We start from the raw sequence: 22,392 nt of genomic DNA, 5'->3' as shown, positions 1-22,392 counted from the left end.
ACCGCCGCCGCTGCGCGGGTAGTCTTGTCCCCGCTCGCCGACTGAACGACACGAACGAGGTGTTCGCCATGCCCACGCAGCCATCCGACGTCCCGCTGGAGCCAGTGGCCCAGACCGCCGGCGACCCGGTCCCCGATCTCGCCGATTCGGCCGAGGAGGCGCCGATCGCCGAGGACCCGAGCCTGCAGGCCCTCCGGCCCGCCGAGGAGACGAGCCCGGGCGACGACGGCGCCGAGCTGCGGCGCCTGCGCACCCAGGTCGACTCCCTGCTCAACGACCCGTTCGACCTCTGGGTCGAGCGCATCCAGGTCGGCGGCGTGACCGCCACCGGCTTCGAGCACACGCTCTCCTGGCGGGTCACGAAGCCCCTGCGGCTCGTGCGCACCTTCCAGATCCGCGTCCGGCAGCTCGGGCTGGCCGGCGCCATCGGTCATTCGGCGCGCTTCGCCAAGCGCCGGCTGTCCGGTCGGGCACGATGAGCGAGAGCACGGCCGCCGCCGCGCGCGCGGAGCGCTCCGAGGCGATCCTGCAGCGCCTCGAGCAGATCGGCGCCCTCCTCTTCGACGACGCGACCCGCCGCTCCCTGGTCGCCCGCGGCGCGGGCGTGTACCTCGACGAGGTGGCCCGGGAGATCCGGCGCCGCGGCGACGACGAGCTGACCTGGGTGGCCCTGGTGGCCTTCACCGCCGCCTACCCGACGAGCGAGCTGTTCCAGTGGTTCCGGCGCGCGATCGCGCTGGCCCCCGAGGAGGCGGCCCTGCGGATCTTCATGGAGGCCGGATCGCGGACCGCGACCGGGTTCGCCGATCTCGGGGCGAAGGTCGAGGTCGTCACCGGCGCCGTCCTGATCGACGTCGACTTCCCCGCCCGGCACGGCCACAACACGGGCGTCCAGCGCGTCGTCCGCCAGACCGTCTCGCGCTGGCACGCCGCCCACGGGATCATCCCGGTGGCCTGGGTGCACGGCTCGCTCTCCTTCCGCCGGCTCAGCCCGATCGAGACCGAGCGAGTGGTCGACTGGGCCGCCTCCGACCGCCGCGCCTGGCGCCACGGCGATCCCGAGCGGACCGAGTTCGTGGTGCCGTACCGCAGCGTCGTCGTGATCCCGTCCGTTCCGGAGTACAACCAGTGCGGCCCGCTGTCCGCGCTCGCGGAGTTCTCGGGCAACGAGGTCGTGGTCCTCGGGCACGACGCCATCCCCGTCGTCAGCGCCGACACGGTCCCGCCGGAGGAGACGGTGCGCTACGTGAACTTCCTCTCCGTGGTCAAGCACGCGGTCCGAGTGGCGACCGTGAGCTCCGCCGCCGCGCTGGAGTACGAGGGCTTCGTCCGGGCGCTCCCCGCTCAGGGGCTGACCGGCCCCTCGGTGCAGGCCGTGCCGCTGCCGGTGGAGCTCCCCGACGGGATCCGCGCCGTCGGCGAGGCGACGTCGTCGCTGCCGCTCGTGCTCTGCGTGGGCAGTCAGGAGCCGCGCAAGAACCACCTCGCCGTCCTGCACGCCGCTGAGGTCCTCTGGCGCGCCGGGCTGCGCTTCCGCGTGCGCTTCATCGGCGGCGCGAACCCGTGGGCCCACCAGGTCTTCGACCCGCGCGTGCGCGAGCTCGTGGCGGCCGGCCGGCCGGTGGAGGTGCTGCGCGGGGTCGGCGACGACGTGCTCGTCGCCAGCTACCGCGAGGCGAGGTTCCTGGCCTTCCCGTCGCTGCACGAGGGCTACGGACTGCCGGTCGCCGAGGCGCTCGCCATCGGCCTCCCCGTCCTCACCTCGCAGTTCGGCAGCACGGCGCAGATCGCCGAGCACGGCGGCTGCGTGCTGATCGACCCAGCGTCCGACGAGGAGCTGATCGACGCGATGCGCGCTCTGCTCACGGACTCCGAGCTGCTCGAGCGGCTGCGCGCCGAGGCTGCGGCGCGCCCGTCGCGCACGTGGGACGACTACGCCGAGGAGCTGTGGGAGGCGCTGGTCGCCCCCTCGGCCTTCCTCACCGCCGAGCCGGCGACGCTCGACGCCGAGTCCACCGAGCCTGAGGAGGCACGCCGTGCGCAGTAAGCAGTACCTCGTCGCACGTCTCGCGACCCTCGTCCGCACTCTCGCCCCGGCCGTCGAGCCGCTCTCGAGCGTCGACGCGCTCACCGGGCAGCTCAGCGTCCTCCTGCCGGCCCCGAGCGACCGCGAGGTCTGGCTCGTGCTGGCCGTGCTCCGCGGCACGCTCCCCCGCCGCGAGGACGTCGTCGACGGCCGTCGCCGAGCGCGGCTCGAGGGCACGGCGGGCCTGCTGCGCCACGCGGCGTCGACGATCGCCTCGGACCGCGTCTTCGCCCGCTTCCACCACCCCGATGTCGAGGTGGTGGTCGGCGCCGTCGTGGTCGACGTGCACCACACCGCGCGGACCGGTCTCGCGACCGGCATCCAGCGCGTGGTCCGGCAGAGCATCGCCCGGTGGTCCCGCGACCACGAGATCCTGCTCGCGGGCTGGGACAGCACGCACGAGTCGCTCGTCCTGCTCACCCCGGAGCAGAGCCGCAACGCGGTCGCCGGCGACGTGCCGGACGCCGCGGAGGACCGCTCGCGCGTCACCGTCCCGTGGGAGAGCACGTACATCCTCCCCGAGCTCGCGGTCGAGGACGAGCGGACCTCCCGCATCTCGGCACTGGCCGAGTTCAGCGGCAACCGCACCGGCACGATCGGCTTCGACTGCGTCCCGGTGACCACTGCGGAGACGGCGAGCACCGGCATCAGCGCGGCCTTCTCGCGCACCCTCGTCGCGGTCTCGCACATGGACCGCATCGCGACGATCTCCTCGGCCGCGGCGACCGAGTACTCCGGCTGGCGCCACATGCTCGGCAGCATCGGCGTGGCGGGGCCGGACATCCGGCCGATCCTTCTGCCGTCGCAGCCCGAGGACGTCACCGAGCAGCAGCTGGCCACCGCGGCGCGCTCGCTCGTGACCGAGGGGCTGCCGCTCGTGGTCTGCGTCGGCAGCCACGAGCCGCGCAAGAACCACCTGGCCGTGCTGCACGCGGCTGAGCTCCTCTGGCGGCGCGGAGTGGAGTTCAGCCTCGTCTTCATCGGCGGCAACGCCTGGAGCAGCGCCGAGTTCGAGTACCGCCTCGAGGTGCTCGAGGGCTTCGGCCGCCCGGTGCGCTCGCTGTCCTCGATCACGGACGCCCTGCTCTGGAGCGCCTACAGACTGGCGCACTGCACGATCTTCCCCTCGATCAACGAGGGCTACGGGCTGCCGATCGTCGAGTCGCTCTCGGTGGGCACCCCGGTGATCACCTCCGGCTTCGGCAGCATGCGCGAGGTCGCGTCCGAGGGCGGCGCACTGTTCGTCGATCCGCACGACGACCAGGACATCGCCGACACGCTCGAGCTGCTCCTGACCGACACGCGCCTGCACGAGCGGCTGACCGCCGAGGCGCTGGCCATCGACGGCGGCACCTGGGACCGCTACGCCGAGCGGGTCTGGGACTACCTCGTCGAGGACGTCGACCCGGCTGCGCCGGTCCCCGTGGAGGACCGTTCCGCCGCAGCTGCGCCCGTCACCGCCGCCGACTGAGTCCGGCTGCGGGCCGGCCCACTCGCGGGGAGCCGGCCCGCAGGATCAGCTCGCGGCGCGGGCCTGCTCGAGGTCGTTCTCGACCATCCGGGCGACGATCTCCTCGAAGGCGACCGTCGGCGCCCAGCCGAGCTCGGCCCGGGCCTTCGACGCGTCCCCGCGCATCTCCGGGGCGTCGACGGGGCGGGCGAAGCGCGGATCGATGCGGATCCGGTCCTCCCAGGCGTCGATGCCGGCGGCCGCGAAGGCCGCACCGACGAACTCGCGGACGGAGTGCGCGACTCCCGTCGCGACGACGTAGTCGCCGGCCGTTTCGGCGCGCGAGGCGCGGACGAGCGCGTCGACGTAGTCGGGCGCCCAGCCCCAGTCGCGGCGGGCGTCGAGGTTGCCGAGCGAGAGCTCGGTCGCGGTGCCGGCGGCGATCGCGGCGGCGCCGGCGGTGATCTTCCGGGTGACGAAGCTCAGCGGGCGCCGGGGCGACTCATGGTTGTAGAGGATCCCGGAGGACGCGTGCAGCCCGCGGCCGCGGTAGACGCCGACCAGGTGGTGCGCGAACGCCTTCGCCGCGCCGTAGGGGGAGACGGGTCGGATCGGCGTCGACTCGGTCTGGGGATTCTCGGTCGCCGCGCCGAAGATCTCCGAGGAGGAGGCCTGCACGAAGCGCACCTCGCGGCCCGCCGACTCCTGCAGGGCCAGCGCGGCCTCGAGCAGGGCGGCGACCGCCGTGCCGGTGACCTCGGCGGTGAGCACCGGCTCCTGCCAGGACTGCGCCACCGAGGAGATCCCGGCCAGGTGGAAGACGACGTCGGGCCGCGCCTCGGCGACGACGCGGCCGAGACCGGCGGCGTCGCGGAGGTCGCCCTGGAACGGGCGGACGGACTCGGGCAGGGAGGCGTCCTCGTCGCGCACGAGCGCGGAGACCTCCCAGCCGTCGGCGAGCAGACGCTCGACGAGGTAGCCCCCGTCCTGTCCGCTCGCTCCGGTGACGAACGCTGCGGGCACGGCGGCTACTTGATCAGCGCGGACTGCTCGGCGAGGTCGTTCTCGACCATCATCGAGACCAGCTCAGGGAAGGAGACCTTGGGCTCCCAGTCGAGCACGTCGCGCGCCTTCGCCGGGTCGCCGATGAGCAGGTCGACCTCGGCCGGGCGCATGAACGCGGGGTTCTGCGTGACATAGGGCGTCCAGTCCTCGATGCCGACGTGGTTGAAGGCGATGTCGAGGTACTCGCGGATCTCGTGGGTCTCGCCGGTGGCGACCACGTAGTCGTCGCCCTCGGGCTGCTGCAGCATCCGCCACATCGCGTCGACGTAGTCGCCGGCGAAGCCCCAGTCGCGCTTGGCGTCGAGGTTGCCGAGCTCCAGCGTCTCCTGGAGGCCGAGCTTGATGCGGGCCACCGCGAGGCTGATCTTCCGGGTGACGAACTCGGGTCCCCGGCGGGGCGACTCGTGGTTGAAGAGGATGCCCGACGAGGCGTGCATGCCGTAGGACTCGCGGTAGTTGATGGTCATGTAGTGACCGAAGACCTTGGCGACGCCGTAGGGCGAGCGCGGCCAGAGGAGGGTCTCCTCGCTCTGGGGGACCTGCTGGACCTTGCCGAACATCTCGGACGAGGACGCCTGGTAGAACTTCACGCGCGACATGTCGTCGCCGGCGTAGAGGCGCACGGCCTCGAGGATGTTGAGCACGCCCTTGCCGGTCACGTCGGTCGTGAGCGACGCGTTCTCCCACGAGTAGGCGACGAACGAGATCGCGCCGAGGTTGTAGACCTCGTCGGGCTGCGAGGCGGCGAGCACGCGCACGAGGCTCGACACGTCGGTCAGGTCACCGGTGAGCAGTGTCACCGCGGGGACGGTGCGGCGGACGAGCTCGTACTTGGGGTTGTTCTGCCCGCGGACGAGTCCGAAGACCTCGTAGCCCTTCTCGAGCAGCAGCTCGGCGAGGTAGAGGCCGTCCTGGCCGGTGATTCCGGTGATCAAAGCGCGGGGCACGTGGTGGTCCGTTTCGTCGGGGTCGATGACAGCGGGCTACATACTACCCACCGGCCTCCGCCGGGCCGGGGAGCACCCGCCGGGGACGGTCCGCTGCGCGGGCGCCGGGCGCGGGTAGTCTGACCCGGCCCGCTCCTCGATGGAGCCTCGACCCGATCGGACGCCATGCCGGAACGCCTCCCCGTCACGCTCGCCGTGCTCACCGTCGACCCCGGCGGAATGGGCGGCGGCGAGACCTACGCCCGCGCGCTGACCCGGCTGCTCGTGACCAGGCCGGGGGAGGAGGGACTGCGCGTGCAGGCGCTCGTCCCGGAGAACGCGCGCGGCTTCAGCGAGGGCGTGCCCGAGATCGTGGCCGAGGGCGTCGTCAGCGGGGCCGGCCACCGCCGCCGGGCGACGGGGATGCTCCAGGCGCTCGTGCGCACGCTCCGGCTCCGGCGCCTGCTCGGGCCGGACGAGATCCTCTACTTCCCCTTCACGGTGCCGCTGCCCTGGCCCTCGCGGCGCCAGGGGCACGTGCAGATGGTCTTCGACCTCCAGCACCGCGATCTGCCGCAGCTCTTCCCGCGCGTCGAGCGCGTCTTCCGGCGGATCGCCTACGAGGCCACCGCCCGCCGGGCCGACGCGATCATCACCATCAGCGCCTTCACCAAGGGGCGCATCGTCGAGCTGCTCGGCATCCCGGAGGAGCGGATCCACGTGTCGCACCTCGGCGTGGACACCGAGCGGTTCCGCCCGCACCTGGGCGAGCGCGAGGACTTCGTCTTCTACCCGGCGCGCGCCTGGCCGCACAAGAACCACGCCCGCCTCTTCGAGGCGATGCGGCTGCTCCGCGCCGACGGCCACGATCTGCGGCTGGTGCTCACCGGCGGCGACCTGGACAAGCTCGGCCCGCTGCCCGACTTCGTGGAGTGGCGCGGCCACGTGGGCGACGAGGAGCTGGCGGAGATCTACCGGCGGGCCGCGGTCCTCGCCTTCCCGAGTCTCTACGAGGGCTTCGGCTTCCCGCCGATCGAGGCGATGGCCTCGGGCTGCCCGGTGGCGGCCGCCGACTCCGGATCGCTGCCCGAGATCTGCGGCGACGCCGCCGTGCTCGTCGACCCGCTCGAGCCGCGCTCGATCGCCGACGGGATCCTCGAGGCGATCGAGCGCTCCGCCGAGCTCGGCGCGAAGGGCGTCGAGCGCGCGGCCCGGTTCAGCTGGGAGCGCTGCCGCGAGGAGCACCTGGCGGTGCTGTGGGCTGTCGCGGCAGCCCGCCGGGCCGGTCGCCGGGGTGCAGGAGACGCCGCCAGCTGAGGCCCTGCGCCGCCCGCATGGCGCAGATCACCAGCAGGAGCCAGCCGGCGTCGACCAGGAGCGCGCTCTCGGCGAGCGAGGTGACGACGAGGACGCTCAGCACCATCACGGGCCAGACGTGCACGACGGCCTTGCGCTCGGAGGCGATGATCCACGAGCGCCAGAGGGCGAGGCCGACGAGCACCAGGAAGAGCGCGACCCCGACGACGCCCACCTGCAGCGCGAGGTCGAACAGGGCGTTCAGGCTCGAGGAGTGCGGCCGGCCGGAGAGGAAGTCGATCGCGTTGAACGGGTAGAGGTCGGTGCGCCAGTAGCCGACCCAGCCCCAGCCGATGATCGGCGCGAGATCGGTGAAGCGCCAGACCTGCTGCCAGAGGGTGATCCGGAACTCGAACTCGCTGCCGGCGTTGAGCAGGTCGACGATCCGGAAGCGGAAGAGCCAGGCGGTGAGCACGGAGGCGGCGACCACCGCGAGCGTCGTGACCTGGCGGCGCCGGCGCTGCTCGCCGGTGCCGCGGCGCACCCAGCGGAGGATCAGGGCCACGACCACCGCGACGACGAGGACGCCGGCGCTGACCGCCGAGCGGGTGAGCACGAGCGTCAGCACCGCGAGGGCGAGTGAGGCGAGCGCCGGGCCGCGCGCGACCGACCGCGTCATCAGCTCGACCGAGAAGGTGACGATCGCCAGGAGGCAGACCAGCCCGAGCTGGTTGCGGGTGCCGACCAGTCCCTGGATCGGGCCGCCGACGGCGAGCAGTCCCTCGACGCCGAGGAAGTGCAGCGGCCGGTCGATCAGGACGCCGGAGAGCACCTCGACCGCCAGCGAGCCGATCAGGACGAACCGCATCACGTCGCCGACCGCGCGGATGACCTGGATGATGTCGCGGGTGAGGCCGATCGCGATCGCGAGGAAGGCGAGCGCCAGCTGGTAGAGCACGCTCGAGGCGGTGGCCCACTGGTAGCCGCTCCAGAGCGTGCTGAGGGCGATCCAGGCCAGGAAGACCAGGATGCTGGTCGGCAGCAGCCCCTCCCAGTCGAGCAGCTCGCGCCGCAGCACGAGCATGACGGCGGCCAGCGCGGTGAGCGTGGCGATCGCGGCGATGTAGCCGGGCCAGCCGATCATCCCGCGCACCGCCGGCGCGCAGAGCACGACGACGAGGGAGGTCTGCGCGAGCGCCGCCGCGAACTGCGGGGACGCCAGCGCGTCCGCAAGGGCGGCCGGCAGAGCGGACGGCCGTCCGCCCGTCATCGGGCCGTGCGCTGGCCGGCGAGGGGGACGGGCTCGGCGGCGAGCGCGTCCTCCTCCTCGTTGGCGGGCTGCTTGGTCAGGACCGCCAGGGCGACGAGCAGGAGCCAGCCGCTCTCGATCAGGAGCCGGCTCTCGAACAGCGCCTGCGCGAGCAGGGCGACGATCAGCAGGAGCGGGGCGAGCGAGACGGCCGAGTAGGGCAGCGCGGCGGTCGCGCTGCGGCGCGGGCGGTCGACGGCGCGGAACCAGGCGCGCCAGAGGGTCGAGACGACGAGGGCGCTGAAGAGCACCAGCCCGACGATCCCGAGCTGGAACCAGACGTCGAGCCAGGCGTTGTGGGCCTGGAGGTACAGGACGCCCTTGCGCTCGGCGAGGGTGTCGAACGGGGCGGCCCAGGGGGCCCAGTAGCTGACCCAGCCCCAGCCGAGGACGGGCCGCTCGGCGGCCAGCGCCGAGACCGAGCGCCAGATGTCGAGCCGGCCCGTCGCGTCCTCGCTCTTGCCGAGCAGGCCCAGCAGGGTGCCCCAGCCGGCGAGCGCGCCACCCGCGAGGACGACGGCGGTCGCGGCGGCCGTGACGTACACGGGCCGCCGCTCCGATTCGCCGCGGCGCCTCGCCCAGAGCGCGAAGGCCGCGGCGGCCGCGACGGCGACGACGCAGAGCAGCACGGTGGCGGAGCGGGTGAGCAGGAGCGCCGCCGCGAACAGGACGATCCAGACCGCGCCCCAGCGCGGACGGAGGCTGTGGGCGGCCAGCTCGATCAGCACGACGATCAGGCCGAGCAGTGCGAGGAAGCCGAGCAGGTTGCGGTTGCCGACCAGTCCCTGGATCGGCTCGCCGGTGAAGAGGGCGGCCTGCGACCAGTAGAAGGCGTCCGGAATGCGGCCGGCCGGCAGGTCGATGACGAACGGCAGCACGGGCGCGCGGACGACGACCGCGACGACGAGCTCGAACAGGAGCGACGCGCCGACGGTGATCCGCAGCGCGCGCCCGAGGGCGCTCACGAACTGCGCCGTGCTGAGCGTCAGGGCGAGGGCGACCGCGCCGAGGGACGTGGCGAGCTGGGCGACGACGCCGATCGCGCTCGCGCCGGGATACGCCGACCACAGCAGCGAGAGCACGGCGAGGGCGAGGAAGGCGACGAGCGCCTTGGGCGTGCGGCTCCAGCGCAGGCGCGGCCGGACGCGGACCAGCACGACGACGACCCAGACGAGCAGCGCCGCGACGACGACGCCCCAGCCCCACCAGCCGGCGAGGTTCCGCAGCGCCTGGCCGCCGAGCATCACGGTGAGCACCGCCACCGCGAGCGCTCGGGGAGCGGCGGGCGCAGCGCGTCGGATCATGGCGAACAGTCTAGGGAGCGGGGGGCCGGCGAGCGGGCGGGCCGCTGCTCAGACGAACGCCGCGCTGCCCGTGATCGCGCGGCCCACGATCAGCGTGTTCATCTCCCGGGTGCCCTCGTAGGAGTAGAGCGCCTCCGCGTCGGCGAAGAACCGGGCCACCCCGTAGTCGAGGACGATGCCGTTGCCGCCCATCACCTCGCGGCACCAGGCGACCGTCTCGCGCATCCGCGCCGTCGTGTACGCCTTGGCGAGGGCGGAGTGCTCGTCGCGCTGCTCGCCCGCGTCGAGCATCTCGGAGACCCGGGTGGCCAGGGCGATGCTCGCGGTGATGTTGCCGATGCTCTTGACCAGCAGGTCCTGCACCAGCTGGTGGCCGACCAGCGGCTTGCCGAACTGCACGCGCTCGCGGGCGTAGCGCAGGGCGGCGTCGTAGGCGCCGATCGCGACGCCGATCGCCTGCCAGGCCACCTCGGCGCGGGTCAGGCGGAGGACCTTCGCGGTGTCGCGGAACGAGTTCGAGCCCTGCAGTCGCAGCGACTCCGGCACGCGCACCCCCTCGAGCACGATGTCGGCGTTCTGCACGGTCCGCAGGCTCTGCTTGCGGGCGATGGCCGTGGCGCGGTAGCCCGGCGTGGACGTCGGGACGAGGAAGCCCTTCACCTGGCCGTCGGCGATGTCCTTCGCCCAGATCACGGTGACGTCGCTGAAGGTCGCGTTGCCGATCCAGCGCTTCTCGCCGTCGAGGATCCAGGTGTCGCCCTCGCGGCGGGCGGTGGTGCGCAGGCCCTGCGCGGAGTCGGAGCCGGAGTGCGGCTCGGTGAGGCCGAAGGCGCCGATCACCTCGCCCGAGGCGAGCTTGGGCAGCCACTCGGCGCGCTGCTCCTCCGAGCCGGCGACGCCGACCGTCCCCATCACGAGGCCGTTCTGCACGCCGACGTAGGTGGCGATGCTCGCGTCGACCCGGCCGAACTCGAGAGCGACCCAGCCGCGGAACACCGACGAGTTCTCGATCGCGCGCGTCTCGGGCCAGGAGAGGCCGATCACGCCGGTGGCGTGGATCCCGGGGATGAGCTGCCGGGGGAACTCGGCGCGCTCCCAGTACTCGTCGGCGATCGGCCGGACCTGCTCCTCGAGGAAGGCGCGGACGCCCACGAGGAGCTCCTTCTCCGCGGGGGTGAGCCGCGACTCGAAGCCGTAGAAGTCGGCACTGAGCAGTTCGAAGGTCGTGCTGTCCATGGTCCATCGCTCCATCGCTCGGGCGCGCAGCGACTCGGCCCGCAGGAGCGGCGGCGGTGCGGCTCCTCCCAGGATACGAAGGGGGTGCCCGGGCGGCGCGGACGCTGGCGATCGGCGCCAAGCGGCGGCCGCTCCTCCGGGGCCGCTCTTGTAGATCCTGCTAGCGTCGGGCCCGGCCCGCCCCGGCAGGATCCGGACGGTGCCGACTCGCACACCGCCCCGGAACGGAAGGCCCTCGCCGTGTTCATCCCGATCGGCAACACCCCCCGCGACTACGCCTGGGGCTCGCTCACCGGCATCTCGGACGCCCTCGGCATCGCGCCGTCCGGCCGTCCCGAAGCGGAGCTGTGGCTGGGGGCGCACCCGGGCTCGCCGGCCCGCCTCCTCGACCCCGCCTCCGTCGGCGCGTCGACCCTCGCCGAGTGGATCGCCCGCGAGCCCGACGCGGCGCTCGCCGGAGTCGCCGGCTCGGTCGATCCCGTGTCCGGAGCGCCGCGGCTGCCGTTCCTGCTCAAGATCCTCGCGGCGGGGGCGCCGCTCTCGCTGCAGGCCCACCCCTCGTCCGAGACGGCGCAGCGCCGCTTCGTCGAGGAGGACGAGGCCGGCGTCCCGCGCGACGCGGCCGAGCGCAACTACAAGGACCCGTTCCACAAGCCCGAGCTGATCTACGCGCTCACCGAGAGCTTCGACGCCCTCTGCGGGTTCCGCGAGCTCGAGGGCACCCGCGCGCTGCTGGCCGAGCTGGCCGGTCGCGCCGCGGGGGAGCAGGCGGCGGCGATCACGCGCTTCGCCGCGGAGCTCGCGGGCGAGCCGGCGGTCGTGCTCCGCCGGGCCGTCTCGTGGCTGCTGGCCGACGGCGACCGCGCGGAGGTCGCGGCGCTGATCGCGGCCGTGGTGGGAGCGTCGGAGGGCGACGACCGCCTCGAGACCGCGACGGTGCTCTCGCTCGCCGAGGCCTACCCGGGCGATCCGGGCGTCGTGCTCTCGCTGCTGCTCAACCGCGTGCGGCTCGCGCGCGGCGAGGTGCTCTACCTGCCCGCCGGCAACATCCACGCGTACCTTGCGGGCACGGGCGTCGAGCTGATGGCCGCCTCCGACAACGTGCTGCGCGGCGGGCTCACGCCCAAGCACATCGACGTGCCCGAGCTGGTGAGCGTGCTCGAGTTCTCGCCGCTGCCGGTGCCGTATCTGCCGGCCGAGGAGCCGGCGCCGGGCCTGCGCGTGTACCGGCCGGACGTGCCGGACTTCCTGCTCGCCGTCGTCGAGCCGACCTCGGACGAGCCGGTGCGCGTCGAGCTCGACGGTCCGGCCATCGCGATCGCCACCGCCGGGTCGTTCACCGTGCAGGGCGCCGAGGGCTCCGTGACCGTCGAGCGCGGGGGCAGCGTCTACGTCACGCCGTCCGAGCGCGCCCTCTCGGTGACCGGCCGCGGCACCCTTTTCGTCGCCACGGTCTGACGGGCGGCTCTTCGGCCCGCCGTTCTTGCGGTGGGGGATCTCGATACGCCCGCTGCGCGGGCTACTCGATCAGCATGAGGTTCGCGTCTCGGTGGTGGGGGAGAGGCCGCGGGGCGCCCCGACCATGCTGGTCGAGTAGCGCGCAGCGCGTATCGAGACCCGCTTCCGTCAGCCCGTCGTTCTTGCGGGCGCGGATCTCGATACGCCCGCTGCGCGGGCTACTCGATCAGCATGGACCGCCGTGCCTCTCGCGGATGTGCTCTCCCCTGCTGGTCGAGCAGCGCGCAGCGCGATCCATGCTGGTCGAGCAGCGCGCAGGGCGCACCATGCTGGTCGAGTAGCCCGCAGGGCGTATCGAGACCCACGTGATCGAGCCCGCCTGTGCCGGTGGTCCCGATGGTCAGGAGGCGGCCGCGGCCGCCGGCGCGAAGGTGCGGCGGTAGGCCGCCGGCGTCGTCTGCAGCACGCGGGTGAAGTGGTGGCGGAGGACGGCGGCGGTGCCGAAGCCGACGCGGACGGCGATCGCCTCGAGGGTGAGGTCGGACTCCTCCAGCAGCTGCTGGGCGCGCAGGAGGCGCTGGCGGTTCAGCCAGGCCAGCGGCGTCGTTCCCAGGTCGGCGCGGAAGCGGCGGGCGAACGTCCGCGGCGACATCAGCGCGCGCCGCGCGAGGACGTCGATGCTCAGCTCCTCGTCGAGGTGGCGCAGCATCCACTCGGTGACCTCGGCGAGCGAGTCCGCGCGCGCCTCCGGCATCGGCGTGCGGATGAACTGCGCCTGCCCGCCGTGGCGCTGCGGCGGCACCACCATCCGGCGCGCGACCACGTTCGCCGCCGCGGCACCGAGCTCCTCGCGGACGACGTGCAGGCAGGCGTCGATCCCCGCCGCGGTCCCGGCGCCGGTGATGATCCGCCCCTCCTGCACGAACAGGACGTCCGGGTCGACCTCGACCGCCGGGTAGCGCCGGGCGAGCTCGTCGGCGTGCATCCAGTGGGTGGTCGCCCGCCGGCCCTCGAGCAGTCCCGCCTCGGCCAGCACGAAGGCACCGCTGCACACGCTGAGGATCCACGCTCCCCGCTCGTGGGCGCGGCGCAGCAGAGCGAGCACCCGCGGGTCGACGGGGCCGACCGGATGCGCGGGCACGGCGATCAGATCGGCGTCCTCGGCCGCGTCGAGGCCGTCGGCGATCATCAGGTCGAAGCCGAGGGAAGTGCGCACCGGCCCCGGATCCGCGGTCGCGATGCGGAAGTCGAAGACCGGTCCGCCGTGGTCGCGCCGGTCGATCCCGAAGACCTCGCAGACCACGCCGAACTCGAACGGGGCGACCCCGGGCAGGGCGAGGACGGCGACGGAGCTGAGCACGACGGCAGGATATCGCGACACCGCGACTTCCCGCCATAACGGCCTCTCCGCCCCGCCGCTAGGGTGGCGTCGGTGCGCGCGCGGCGCTCCGTCATCGAGGAGGATCCACATGGCATGGCTGGTCACCGGCGGCGCCGGGTACATCGGAGCGCACGTGGTGCGCGCGTTCGCCGAGCAGGGCATCGACCCCGTCGTCCTCGACGACCTGTCGTCCGGCCACGAGGGCTTCGTCCCCGAGGGCGTGCCGTTCCACCGCGGCTCGATCCTCGACGAGGCGCTGCTGGACGAGGTCTTCGCGCAGCACGACATCGAGGGCGTCGTGCACGTCGCCGGCTTCAAGTACGCGGGGGTCTCGGTGCAGCGCCCGCTGCACACCTACGAGCAGAACGTCACCGGCACGATGCGCGTGCTCGCCGCCATGGAGCGCGCCGGCGTCCGCTCGATCGTGTTCTCCTCCAGCGCCGCGGTCTACGGCGCGGTCGACGTCGAGCTCGTGACGGAGAGCACCCCGAAGAGCCCGGAGTCGCCCTACGGCGAGTCGAAGCTGATCGGCGAGTGGCTGCTCGCCGACGCCGGCCGCGCCCACGGGGTGCGTCACGCCTCGCTCCGCTACTTCAACGTCGTCGGCTCCGGCTACCCGGACGTCTACGACACCAGCCCGCACAACCTCTTCCCGCTCGTCTTCGAGGCCCTTCTGGCCGGCCGCACGCCGCGGATCAACGGCGACGACTACCCGACTCCGGACGGCACCTGCGTCCGCGACTACATCCACGTCGCCGATCTCGCCCTCGCCCACGTCGCGGCGGCCCGCCGCCTGGCCGGCGGCGAGCCGATCGATCCGGTCTACAACCTGGGCAGCGGCTCCGGCGCCTCGGTCGGCGAGATCATGACCGCGATCGCCGACAGCACCGGCATCGCCTTCACCCCCGAGGTCGCCCCGCGCCGCCCGGGCGACCCGCCCCGCATCGTCGCCTCGGGCGAGACCGCCGCCCGCGACCTCGGCTGGGAGATGCGCCACACGGTCGCCGAGATGGTCGAGAGCGCCTGGCGCGCCCGGAGCGCCGCGACGACCTGACGCCCGCCGCGAGCTTCGACACGGTCGCGACACGCCGGTGTGTCGTGAACCCTCCACGGCGGGTTGAGGGTTTATGGTCCGCGACTTGACCTCAGCGAATGACACCGATGTAATTACTGAGGCAGTCGCTCCGGGAGGAGCCGGCCGCCGATCATGTTCGCGGGCGGGGTAGGAGACGGTATGGCGATTCCCGACAGCGTCTCCGGAAGTGACATCGGCGGCGGCAACGGCTCCGAGATGCGGGCGGTCCCGGAGGACTGGTTCGTCGATCCGGTCCGGCTCGGCGTCCCCGGTGTCCGCCAGGGCATCGACTCCGACAGCCAGGCGCCCGGTGGCGTGCTGTCGTGGCAGGTCGACTCGCTCTGCGCGCAGACCGACCCCGAGGCGTTCTTCCCCGAGAAGGGCGGATCGACGCGCGACGCGAAGAAGATCTGCACCTCCTGCGAGGTCCGGGCCCAGTGCCTCGAGTACGCGCTGGAGAACGACGAGCGCTTCGGCATCTGGGGCGGTCTCTCCGAGCGCGAGCGCCGCAAGCTGCGCCGCCGGGCGTGACGGCCCCGACCCGTCGGGGGCGGCGAGCCGCCGCAGGGCGCCGTGCGCCCATCGCTTAGGGTGGTCCGCGATGTATCCACGAGTCACCGCCGTCCTGGTCGCGCACAACGGCGCGGCCTACCTGGATCGAACCCTCGCGGCGCTGCGGGCCCAGACCCGTCAGCCCGATGCGACCGTGTTCGTCGACGGCGGCTCGAAGGACGCGACCGGCGAGCTGCTCTCCGGCTGGGGCCCGACGCAGTTCGTGCAGGTCGCCGAGAACCTCCCGTTCGGCCAGGCCGTCGGCCGCGCCGTGCGCGTCATGCAGGCGCCGACGGGGGAGGACGAGTGGCTGTGGCTGCTCGCCGCCGACTCCGCTCCTGAGCCGGGTGCGCTCGCCGCGCTCCTCGGTGCGGTCGAGGTCGCTCCCTCCGTGGCGGTCGCCGGGCCGAAGGTGATGGACTGGACCCGCTCCGGCTACATCCGCAGCTACGGCGAGTCGATCACCAACTACGGCACCACCGTCCACCTCGTCGAGGACGAGCTGGACCAGGGCCAGCACGACGCCACACCCGACGTGCTCGCCGTCGCCGCGGGCGGCATGCTCGTGCGGCACGCGCTCTGGGAGGAGCTCGGCGGCTTCGACCCCGGACTGCCCGTCGTCGACGACGCCCTCGACTTCTCGATCCGCACCCGCCTCGCCGGGCACCGGGTCAGCCGCGTCCCCGACGCCCGCGTGACCACCGCCCGCATCGGACTCCAGCGGCCCGACGGCCGGCGGATCGACAGCGGAGAGCGCCGGCGCGCCCGTCAGCACCGCACCGCGCAGCTGCACCGCCGCCTCGCCTACGCCCCGGTCGCCCTCCTCGTCGTGCACTGGCTGTCGCTCGTGCCGCTCGCCGTCGGACGCGCCGCCGTCCGGCTCCTGCGCAAGCAGCCCGGCCTGGTCGGCGGCGAGTTGCTCGCCGCCTTCGTCGTCGCGTTCGGCGGCACCAAGGTCTTCCACGCCAGGAAGGTCCTCCGCTCGTCGAAGAACGTCGGCTGGAAGGCGATCGCCCCGCTGCGCATCCCGCTCGACGTGGTCCGGCAGCTCCGCTCGGTCCGGCACGACGCCGTCCGGGTGCAGGCGAGCCGCGAGCGGCACCCGCTGCACTTCTTCCAGGGCGGGGGAGTCTGGATCGTCCTGGTCGCGGCCCTGGCCGGCCTGATCGTCTACACGCGCCTGATCGCCGCTACCGCCATGAGCGGCGGTGGCCTGCTGACCCTCTCGCCGTCGGTCGGCGAGCTGTGGCGCAACGCCGCCTACGGCTGGCGCGATCTCGGCTCCGGCTTCATCGGCGCGGCGGACCCGTTCGCCGCGGTGCTCGCCGTGCTCGGCTCGCTGACCTTCTGGGCGCCGAGCTTCTCGATCGTCCTGCTCTACCTGACCGCGCTGCCGCTGGCCACGATGGGCGCCTGGATGATGATCGCCCGCCTCACCGCGCGGCCGATCGCGCGCGGCGCCGGCGCCTTCGTCTACCTGCTCGCCCCCGCCTTCTTCGCGGCCCAGTCCGAGGGCCGCCCGGCCGCGATCCTCGTGCACGTCCTGCTGCCCTGGCTCTTCTTCGCCGGCTTCGGCGCCTACCGCTCGTGGTCGTCGTCGGCGACCGCCTCGATCCTCGCGGCGGCGGTCGTCGCCTGTGCCCCGGTGCTGGCCGTGCCGCTCGCGGTGATCTGGATCGTTGTGCTGGCCACCTCGGGGCGCCGGATCGGGCGCTTCGCCGGGCTGCCGATCCCGGCGCTCGCACTGCTCTTCCCGATCATCGTCGCGCACGCCCAGCGCGGCGACTGGTTCGCGATCCTCGCCGACCCCGGTGTGCCGCTGCCCTCCGTCCGCGCGGACTTCTTCTCGCTCGTCGCGGGCTTCCCGTCCGGCTTCACGACCGGCTGGCTCGGGTTCCTCGGCGGTCTCGGCATCCCCGCCGCGGCGGCCGGCCTGGCGACCGCGGTCCTCGTCCTGCCGCTGGTGATCTCGGCTCTCGCGGCCCTGCTGCTGCCGAACAACCTCTCGGCCCTCGGCGGAGTCGGCGTGGCCGCCGCCGGGCTGCTCACCGCGGCGCTCGCGCAGGGCATCCAGGTCGCCACCACCGGCTCCGAGACGGTCGCGGTCTGGAGCGGGACGGGCCTCAGCCTGTACTGGCTGGGCCTGGTCGTCGGCTTCTCGCTCTCGGTCACGGCGCTGCCCTCCTACCGCCCCGTGCCCGCGCTGGTCGTCACGGCCGCCGCGATCGTCGCGGTCGCTCCGCTGGCCGTCCTCTTCCCCACGGGCTTCGCGTCGGTCACCACGGCCGGCTCCGACCGCTCGCTGCCGGCCTACGTCGCCGCGGAGGCGCTGAACGAGCCGCGGGTGGGCACGATCGTGCTCGTCCCGCAGTCGGACGGCGGGATCCTCGCGCGCCTCGAGCGCGGTGCAGGAGCGACCCTCGACCAGCAGTCGACGCTCGCCGCGACCGGCACCGAGCGGACCGACGCGATCGACGAGCTCGCCGGCAACCTCGTCTCGCGGACCGGCTACGACATCGGCACGGCCCTGCAGGACCTCGGTGTCCGCTTCGTCGTGCTCGCCCCGCCGACCAGCACCGAGGCCGGCGACGCCGCCTCGGCCGTCAGCGCCCGCGCCGCGGTCTCCCTCGACGGCAACGCGGCGTTCTCCGCGGTCGGCGACACCCAGTACGGCCTGCTCTGGACCGCGGTCGACACCGAGGGCACGCGGATCGACGCGGCGCCGCAGGGCGTCGTCGGTCCGTTCGGCGTCGCCTATACGATCGCCCTGCTCATCGTGTTCCTGGTCGCGTTCCTGCTCGCCGTCCCCACCGGCCTCTCGCTCGAGCGCTCCCGCTCGGGAGCCGCCGTCGCCGGGATCGACGACGAGCCCGGTGAGGCCACCGGCCAGTTCGACGACGGGACCGACGATGCCTGATCCCTCGACGCCCGATTCGGTGACGCCCGATCCCTCGCAGCCCGATCCCTCAACGCCGGCTGCGGCGAAGCCCGATTCCTCCGAGCCCGATTCCGCGAAGCCCGATTCCGCGACGCCTGATCCCGCCGCCCAGGAGAAGCGCATGACGCAGCCCCCGTCCCGCCCCTCCCGCGCCGAGCGGCGTGCCGAGCGCGGCGCCTCGAAGCCGGCGTCGTCGGAGCGGCCGACGTCGCGTGACCGGCCGGTCTCGGCCGCCCGTCACCGCCGGACCGTGCTCCGCAGCGCCGCCGGTGCCGCGGGCCTCGCTCTGGCCGCGGCCGCCGTCGTGCTGCCGCAGATCCTGCCGACGCCGCTGGCGACCGTCGCCGCCGATGGCGTCGTCGTCACTCCGGTGGCGGCCGACAGCACCCTGGTCTGCGCGGGCGACCTGATCGACGCGAGCGACCCCGAGGAGCTCCGCGCCCTCGCGGACTCCGGGATCTCGATCTGGCCCCGGGACTCGACCGGCGACCCGTCGGCCCTCGAGGAGGCCGACGTGGCCGCCCCCGGGACCGGCGTCACCCGGCTCGACGTCCCCGCGGAGTCCGACCCGACCCCCGGCGGAGTGACGACCCAGTCGATCGCGACCGAGCAGCTCTCCGGCCTCTCCGCGCTCGGCTGCGCGGAGCCCTCGGCCGACAGCTGGCTCGTCGCCGGGTCGACCGACGTCGGCCGGACATCGGTGGTCGTCCTCGCGAACCCCAGCGAGGTCGCGGCCACCGTGGACCTCGCCCTCTACGGCGAGAACGGCGTCGTCTCCGCGACGGGCGCCACCGGCATCGTCGTCCCCGCCGGCACCGTCCGTGCCCTTCCGCTCGCCGGGCTCGCTCCGGACGTCGTCCAGCCCGTCGTCCGGATGACCGCGCGCGGCGGCGAGATCGCGGCGAGCGTGCAGAGCAGCGCCATCTCCGGACTGACCCCCCAGGGCGTCGAGACCACGGGACCCGCGGCGGCGCCCTCGACCCTCACCGTCGTCTCCGGCTTCACCGTCGCCTCACCTCCGGCGGATACCGCCGGCGACGACGGGACCGGCGGCGAGGGCACCCCGGTCCTGCGGATCCTCGCGCCCGGCGAGGCGGACAGCACCGTCTCGATCGAGGTCGCGAACGAGGACCCGAGCGGGATCGGCACCTCGACCCAGGTGGTCGTCCCCGCCGGCCGGGTCGGCGAGGTCCCGCTCTCCGGTCTCGCGGACGGCTCCTACCGCGTCACGCTCACCTCGGACCAGCCGGTCGTCGCGGCCGGCCGCACGACGTCGACCGGCTCGGCCGGCACCGACTTCGCCTGGTTCGTCTCCGGGACCGCGACCGAGCTGCCGTTCGGCGTCGGCAACACCGGCGAGCCCGGGGCCGTGCTGCACCTGACCAACGGCAGCGACACCTCGGCGTCGGTGCAGCTCGAGTCGGAGGCGGGATCGCGCACGCTCGACGTCGGTCCGTTCGCCTCGGTGTCCGCCGAGCTCGGCGCCGACTCCGTGGTCGTGACGAGCGATCAGCCCGTTCAGGCCTCGGTCTCGATCGCGAGCGACGGGCGGATCGCGGGCTACGCGATCGTGCCGCCGGGGCCGCTGTCCTCGCCGGTCACCGTCTACTCGCACTGAGGGCCGCCGGAGCCGAGCGAGCGGCCCCCGGCCGGCGGTGCCGGTCTCGTCAGCCGTGCCGGCCGGGTCAGTGGTGCCGGAAGCGGTCCGGGGAGATGTCCCACGGATCGCGGCCGAGCAGCTCGGCGACGGCGCGGAAGACGTAGCTCTCGATCATCATCCGCTGGTGCCACTCGTCGCGGTGGTGCAGCTTGGCCAGCCGCTCGATCGGCACGCGGTAGAGCGTGATGCGCCGGGCCGCGTGGTCCACGCGCCAGCGGGCGATGCCCGTGCCCTCCAGTCGCGCCGGATCGACGTCCGGCGTCGAGGCGAGGTCGACGCGGATGCCGGCCAGCTCGTCCGGCCAGGCGCCGCGGAGGTAGTCGAAGGCCGAGCCGATGGTCGTCTCGAAGAAGTCCGCCCGGGTCTGCAGCGGCGGCAGGTGCGGACCGGTGACGGCACCGCGGATGCCGCGGCCGTGCCGATCGCGCGAGCCGCCGCGCACCGAGCTCGCCTGACGAGCGGTGGAACGGCGTGCGCGGGGCATTGGACCAGCTTATTGCCCCGGAGCCTGTTGCTACTGTGGCGCGATGGACGGACGGCAGTGCTCGCGCACCGGGTGCAGCCTCCCCGCGGTCGTGACGCTGACCTACGACTACCGCGACTCCCTCGTCGCCGTCGGGCCGTTGAGCCCGCAGCCCGATCCGCACGGCTACGACCTGTGCGCCGAGCACGACCGCCGGCTGCTGGTGCCCCGGGGCTGGGAGACGGTCCGCTACCTCGAGCCGCCGTCGGCCTGAGCGGGCTCGGCGACCGGCCCGGCTCCCGCCTCGTCGCGCACGGGGAAGCCGCGCGGCGCGTCCGCCAGCACCGGCGCGAGCCTCGCGATGTGCCGGTCGACGAGCTGCAGCGCCCGCTCCTCGCGCCGACGGCGGAGCGCGGCCACGGCGAGCAGGAAGTCCTCGGCGGGCGCGGCCGGCAGCGGCGAGACGAAGGGCGCGGCCTCCTGGGCGAGGGCGGCGGCGAGCTGCGAGCGCGACGGCTCGGTCATGCCCGAGCGCTGGCGGAGGAACTGCGCCAGCCGCCGCGCGAGATTGTCCGGCAGCCGAGCCACGTCCGCGGTCGCTGCCCAGCCCGCGAGCGGCGCGGGGACCTCGACGACGAGCGGCGGCGCGGCCGGCACCCGCTCGAGCTGACTGTGGGTGCCGGCGAGCACGTCGCCGAGGCGGCGGGAGCGGCTCGACAGCAGTCCGACGACCGCGGCGAGCCCGCCCGCCGTCATCACGATCTCGAGCACGCCGGTGAGCCCGCGCACGAGTGCGTGGCGGAAGCCGATCGCGCCGCCGTCGTCGCGGACCACGCGGGCGCCGACGGCGAGCTTGCCGAGCGAGCGCCCGCGCGTCGCGGTCTCGACGGCGACGGGCACGAGCACGATGGAGACCACGAGGGCGGCGATCGCGACGGCGGCCGAGGCGGCGGGATCGAGCCCGCCGTCGCCCGCGAGCACGGCGACCAGGTAGAACAGGCCGAAGGCGAGCAGGACCTCGGCGACGAGGTCGATGATCGCGCCGGCGGCCCGCAGGACGAACGAGGTGACGGGGATCTCGAGGGCGATCGCCTCGCCCGTCACGAGGCCTGCACCGTCGAAGCCGGCGTCGTCGCGGTCGTCGGACATGCAGCAGCTCCCTCGGTCGTCGGCCCCGGCTATCATCTCAGCAGATGGACATCGACGCTCTCTCGGCCGCGCGCAGCGCCCAGTGGACCCGCCTCGACGTGCTCGCGCGCAAGCGCCGGCTGACCGGCGGCGAGGCCGACGAGCTCGTGGAGCGCTACCAGTCCGCCTCCGCCGATCTCGCCGCGATCTCCTCGACCGCGGGCTCGACCGCCGTCGGCACCCGCCTCGCCGTCTCGCTCTCGCGGGCGCGAGGGAGGCTCACCGGCACCCGGGAGGAGCCGCTCGCCGCCGTCGCCCGCTTCGTGGTCGTCTCGCTCCCCGCCGCGCTCTACCGGATCCGCTGGCTGACCCTGGCGGTCGCGCTCGCCACCGTGCTGGTCGCCGGGCTCTTCGCGGTCTGGATCCTCGGCGATCCGCGCCTGCTCGCCGCGCTCGGCGACGACGAGCAGCTGCGCCGCTTCGCGCAGGAGGACTTCGTCGACTACTACTCCGAGAACCCGGCGGCGTCCTTCGCCGGCCAGGTCTGGACGAACAACGCCTGGATCGCGGCGCAGTGCGTCGCCTTCGGCATTGTCGGCGTCTACGTGCCGTACATCCTGCTGCAGAACGCGCAGAACCTCGGCACCTCGGTCGCCGTGATGTTCCACGTCGGCGAGGGCGACACCTTCTTCCTCTACATCCTCCCGCACGGCCTGCTCGAGCTGACGGCGGTGTTCGTCGCCGCGGCGGCCGGCCTGCGGATCTTCTGGGCCTGGATCGCGCCGGGTCCGCGCACCCGCGGGCAGGCGCTCGCGGAGGACGCGCGGAGCCTGTTCACCGTCGCGATCGGGCTGGTCTTCGTGCTGCTCGTCTCGGGCGTGATCGAGGGCTTCGTGACGCCGGCGCCGTGGCCGTGGTGGCTGAAGATCGGCATCGGCGCGCTCGCGCTGGGCGGCTTCATCGCCTACTTCCTGGTGCTCGGCCGCCGGGCCGTCCGGGCGGGGGAGACCGGCGACCTCGGCCGCTTCGACGCGGGCTCGCGCAGCATCAGCGAGGCCTGAGCGG

At 73.8% G+C, this 22,392-nt stretch carries 19 protein-coding genes; 11 read left to right on the top strand and 8 right to left on the bottom strand.

Annotated elements, in window-relative coordinates; all coding sequences use genetic code 11:
• Window positions 1-68 precede the first annotated feature (68 nt).
• Genes HQQ86_RS03210 through HQQ86_RS21935 form a run of 3 tightly spaced genes read left to right on the top strand, consistent with a single transcriptional unit; the run spans window position 69 to window position 3,557 of the window.
• Window positions 69-479 carry a hypothetical protein gene (locus HQQ86_RS03210; RefSeq protein WP_173286414.1) on the top strand — a complete coding sequence of 137 codons (411 nt, stop codon included), beginning with the start codon at window positions 69-71 and terminating at the stop codon, window positions 477-479.
• Window positions 476-2,047 (top strand): glycosyltransferase family 1 protein, encoded by a 1,572-nt coding sequence (locus HQQ86_RS03205; protein ID WP_173286412.1) that lies wholly within the window; start codon window positions 476-478, stop codon window positions 2,045-2,047. Before HQQ86_RS03210 ends, HQQ86_RS03205 begins: the two co-directional genes overlap by 4 nt.
• Entirely contained in the window at window positions 2,037-3,557 is a 1,521-nt protein-coding gene (locus tag HQQ86_RS21935) for a glycosyltransferase family 1 protein (RefSeq protein WP_173286410.1), read from the top strand. The genes HQQ86_RS03205 and HQQ86_RS21935 overlap by 11 nt, the downstream gene beginning before the upstream one ends.
• 45 nt (window positions 3,558-3,602) lie before the next feature.
• On the opposite strand, the gene HQQ86_RS03195 is transcribed toward HQQ86_RS21935, so the two are convergent.
• Window positions 3,603-4,559 carry a GDP-mannose 4,6-dehydratase gene (locus tag HQQ86_RS03195; RefSeq protein WP_173286408.1) on the bottom strand — a complete coding sequence of 319 codons (957 nt, stop codon included), beginning with the start codon at window positions 4,557-4,559 and terminating at the stop codon, window positions 3,603-3,605.
• A gap of 5 nt (window positions 4,560-4,564) precedes the next feature.
• A complete protein-coding gene (locus tag HQQ86_RS03190) occupies window positions 4,565-5,548 on the bottom strand; it encodes a GDP-mannose 4,6-dehydratase (protein WP_173286406.1) in 984 nt (327 codons plus the stop codon).
• A gap of 165 nt (window positions 5,549-5,713) precedes the next feature.
• Here HQQ86_RS03190 and HQQ86_RS03185 point away from each other — a divergent pair, with 165 nt between their 5' ends.
• Window positions 5,714-6,844, top strand: a complete 1,131-nt coding sequence (locus HQQ86_RS03185) for a glycosyltransferase family 1 protein (protein WP_173286404.1) — start codon at window positions 5,714-5,716, stop codon at window positions 6,842-6,844.
• Here HQQ86_RS03185 and HQQ86_RS03180 read toward each other — a convergent pair.
• The 3 genes from HQQ86_RS03180 to HQQ86_RS03170 are packed head-to-tail and all read right to left on the bottom strand — an operon-like array spanning window position 6,744 to window position 10,672.
• Entirely contained in the window at window positions 6,744-8,093 is a 1,350-nt protein-coding gene (locus HQQ86_RS03180; RefSeq protein WP_173286402.1) for an O-antigen ligase, read from the bottom strand. The genes HQQ86_RS03185 and HQQ86_RS03180 overlap by 101 nt on opposite strands.
• On the bottom strand, window positions 8,090-9,436 hold the full coding sequence (locus HQQ86_RS03175) for an O-antigen ligase (RefSeq protein WP_173286400.1): 1,347 nt from the start codon (window positions 9,434-9,436) through the stop codon (window positions 8,090-8,092). The genes HQQ86_RS03180 and HQQ86_RS03175 overlap by 4 nt, the downstream gene beginning before the upstream one ends.
• Window positions 9,437-9,484: 48 nt before the next feature.
• A complete protein-coding gene (locus tag HQQ86_RS03170; protein WP_173286398.1) occupies window positions 9,485-10,672 on the bottom strand; it encodes an acyl-CoA dehydrogenase family protein in 1,188 nt (395 codons plus the stop codon).
• A 240-nt stretch (window positions 10,673-10,912) separates the two neighbouring features.
• Between HQQ86_RS03170 and manA the strand changes: the two genes are divergently transcribed.
• Window positions 10,913-12,130 carry a mannose-6-phosphate isomerase, class I gene (gene manA, locus HQQ86_RS03165; protein WP_173286395.1) on the top strand — a complete coding sequence of 406 codons (1,218 nt, stop codon included), beginning with the start codon at window positions 10,913-10,915 and terminating at the stop codon, window positions 12,128-12,130.
• A gap of 400 nt (window positions 12,131-12,530) precedes the next feature.
• Here the strand turns inward: manA and HQQ86_RS03160 are convergent, their stop codons facing one another.
• Window positions 12,531-13,490 carry a helix-turn-helix domain-containing protein gene (locus HQQ86_RS03160; protein ID WP_173286393.1) on the bottom strand — a complete coding sequence of 320 codons (960 nt, stop codon included), beginning with the start codon at window positions 13,488-13,490 and terminating at the stop codon, window positions 12,531-12,533.
• A 109-nt stretch (window positions 13,491-13,599) separates the two neighbouring features.
• Between HQQ86_RS03160 and galE the strand changes: the two genes are divergently transcribed.
• The 4 genes from galE (at window position 13,600) to HQQ86_RS03140 (ending at window position 19,694) form a co-directional block, all read left to right on the top strand.
• Complete coding sequence (galE, locus tag HQQ86_RS03155; RefSeq protein ID WP_173286390.1) at window positions 13,600-14,565, top strand: UDP-glucose 4-epimerase GalE; 966 nt, start codon at window positions 13,600-13,602, stop codon at window positions 14,563-14,565.
• Window positions 14,566-14,802: 237 nt separating this feature from the next.
• The gene (locus tag HQQ86_RS03150) at window positions 14,803-15,117 is read left to right on the top strand and encodes a WhiB family transcriptional regulator (RefSeq protein ID WP_173250975.1); all 315 of its coding nucleotides are present in this window, start codon (window positions 14,803-14,805) and stop codon (window positions 15,115-15,117) included.
• Window positions 15,118-15,187: 70 nt separating this feature from the next.
• Window positions 15,188-18,055, top strand: a complete 2,868-nt coding sequence (locus HQQ86_RS03145; RefSeq protein WP_173286388.1) for a glycosyltransferase family 2 protein — start codon at window positions 15,188-15,190, stop codon at window positions 18,053-18,055.
• A 142-nt stretch (window positions 18,056-18,197) separates the two neighbouring features.
• On the top strand, window positions 18,198-19,694 hold the full coding sequence (locus tag HQQ86_RS03140; RefSeq protein WP_173286386.1) for a DUF5719 family protein: 1,497 nt from the start codon (window positions 18,198-18,200) through the stop codon (window positions 19,692-19,694).
• Window positions 19,695-19,761: 67 nt separating this feature from the next.
• Here HQQ86_RS03140 and HQQ86_RS03135 read toward each other — a convergent pair whose 3' ends face one another.
• Window positions 19,762-20,220, bottom strand: a complete 459-nt coding sequence (locus HQQ86_RS03135) for a metallopeptidase family protein (RefSeq protein ID WP_173286384.1) — start codon at window positions 20,218-20,220, stop codon at window positions 19,762-19,764.
• 43 nt (window positions 20,221-20,263) lie between these two features.
• Here HQQ86_RS03135 and HQQ86_RS03130 point away from each other — a divergent pair, with 43 nt between their 5' ends.
• Window positions 20,264-20,473, top strand: a complete 210-nt coding sequence (locus tag HQQ86_RS03130) for a DUF3499 family protein (RefSeq protein WP_173286382.1) — start codon at window positions 20,264-20,266, stop codon at window positions 20,471-20,473.
• On the opposite strand, the gene HQQ86_RS03125 is transcribed toward HQQ86_RS03130, so the two are convergent.
• Entirely contained in the window at window positions 20,449-21,348 is a 900-nt protein-coding gene (locus HQQ86_RS03125) for an RDD family protein (RefSeq protein WP_173286380.1), read from the bottom strand. The two genes, HQQ86_RS03130 and HQQ86_RS03125, sit on opposite strands and share 25 nt — an antisense overlap.
• Window positions 21,349-21,392: 44 nt before the next feature.
• Between HQQ86_RS03125 and HQQ86_RS03120 the strand changes: the two genes are divergently transcribed.
• The gene (locus tag HQQ86_RS03120; RefSeq protein ID WP_173286378.1) at window positions 21,393-22,388 is read left to right on the top strand and encodes a stage II sporulation protein M; all 996 of its coding nucleotides are present in this window, start codon (window positions 21,393-21,395) and stop codon (window positions 22,386-22,388) included.
• Window positions 22,389-22,392: the final 4 nt, after the last annotated feature.

It is taken from the genome of Rathayibacter sp. VKM Ac-2857 (assembly GCF_013205025.1).
Lineage (GTDB): Bacteria > Actinomycetota > Actinomycetes > Actinomycetales > Microbacteriaceae > Rathayibacter.
The sequence above is the reverse complement of the archived record's forward strand: the minus strand, read 5'-3'. Positions and strand labels throughout refer to the sequence as shown.

Bases quoted from the DNA above. Each gene is read 5' to 3' on its own strand.
- HQQ86_RS03130 (WP_173286382.1), top strand. From the start codon at position 20,264: ATGGACGGACGGCAGTGCTCGCGCACCGGGTGCAGCCTCCCCGCGGTC.
- HQQ86_RS03180 (WP_173286402.1), bottom strand. From the start codon at position 8,093: ATGACGGGCGGACGGCCGTCCGCTCTGCCGGCCGCCCTTGCGGACGCG.
- HQQ86_RS03150 (WP_173250975.1), top strand. From the start codon at position 14,803: ATGCGGGCGGTCCCGGAGGACTGGTTCGTCGATCCGGTCCGGCTCGGC.
- HQQ86_RS03205 (WP_173286412.1), top strand. From the start codon at position 476: ATGAGCGAGAGCACGGCCGCCGCCGCGCGCGCGGAGCGCTCCGAGGCG.
- HQQ86_RS03120 (WP_173286378.1), top strand. From the start codon at position 21,393: ATGGACATCGACGCTCTCTCGGCCGCGCGCAGCGCCCAGTGGACCCGC.
- HQQ86_RS03140 (WP_173286386.1), top strand. From the start codon at position 18,198: ATGACGCAGCCCCCGTCCCGCCCCTCCCGCGCCGAGCGGCGTGCCGAG.
- HQQ86_RS03170 (WP_173286398.1), bottom strand. From the start codon at position 10,672: ATGGACAGCACGACCTTCGAACTGCTCAGTGCCGACTTCTACGGCTTC.
- HQQ86_RS03135 (WP_173286384.1), bottom strand. From the start codon at position 20,220: ATGCCCCGCGCACGCCGTTCCACCGCTCGTCAGGCGAGCTCGGTGCGC.
- HQQ86_RS03210 (WP_173286414.1), top strand. From the start codon at position 69: ATGCCCACGCAGCCATCCGACGTCCCGCTGGAGCCAGTGGCCCAGACC.
- HQQ86_RS03185 (WP_173286404.1), top strand. From the start codon at position 5,714: ATGCCGGAACGCCTCCCCGTCACGCTCGCCGTGCTCACCGTCGACCCC.
- HQQ86_RS03145 (WP_173286388.1), top strand. From the start codon at position 15,188: ATGTATCCACGAGTCACCGCCGTCCTGGTCGCGCACAACGGCGCGGCC.
- HQQ86_RS03125 (WP_173286380.1), bottom strand. From the start codon at position 21,348: ATGTCCGACGACCGCGACGACGCCGGCTTCGACGGTGCAGGCCTCGTG.
- galE (WP_173286390.1), top strand. From the start codon at position 13,600: ATGGCATGGCTGGTCACCGGCGGCGCCGGGTACATCGGAGCGCACGTG.
- HQQ86_RS03175 (WP_173286400.1), bottom strand. From the start codon at position 9,436: ATGATCCGACGCGCTGCGCCCGCCGCTCCCCGAGCGCTCGCGGTGGCG.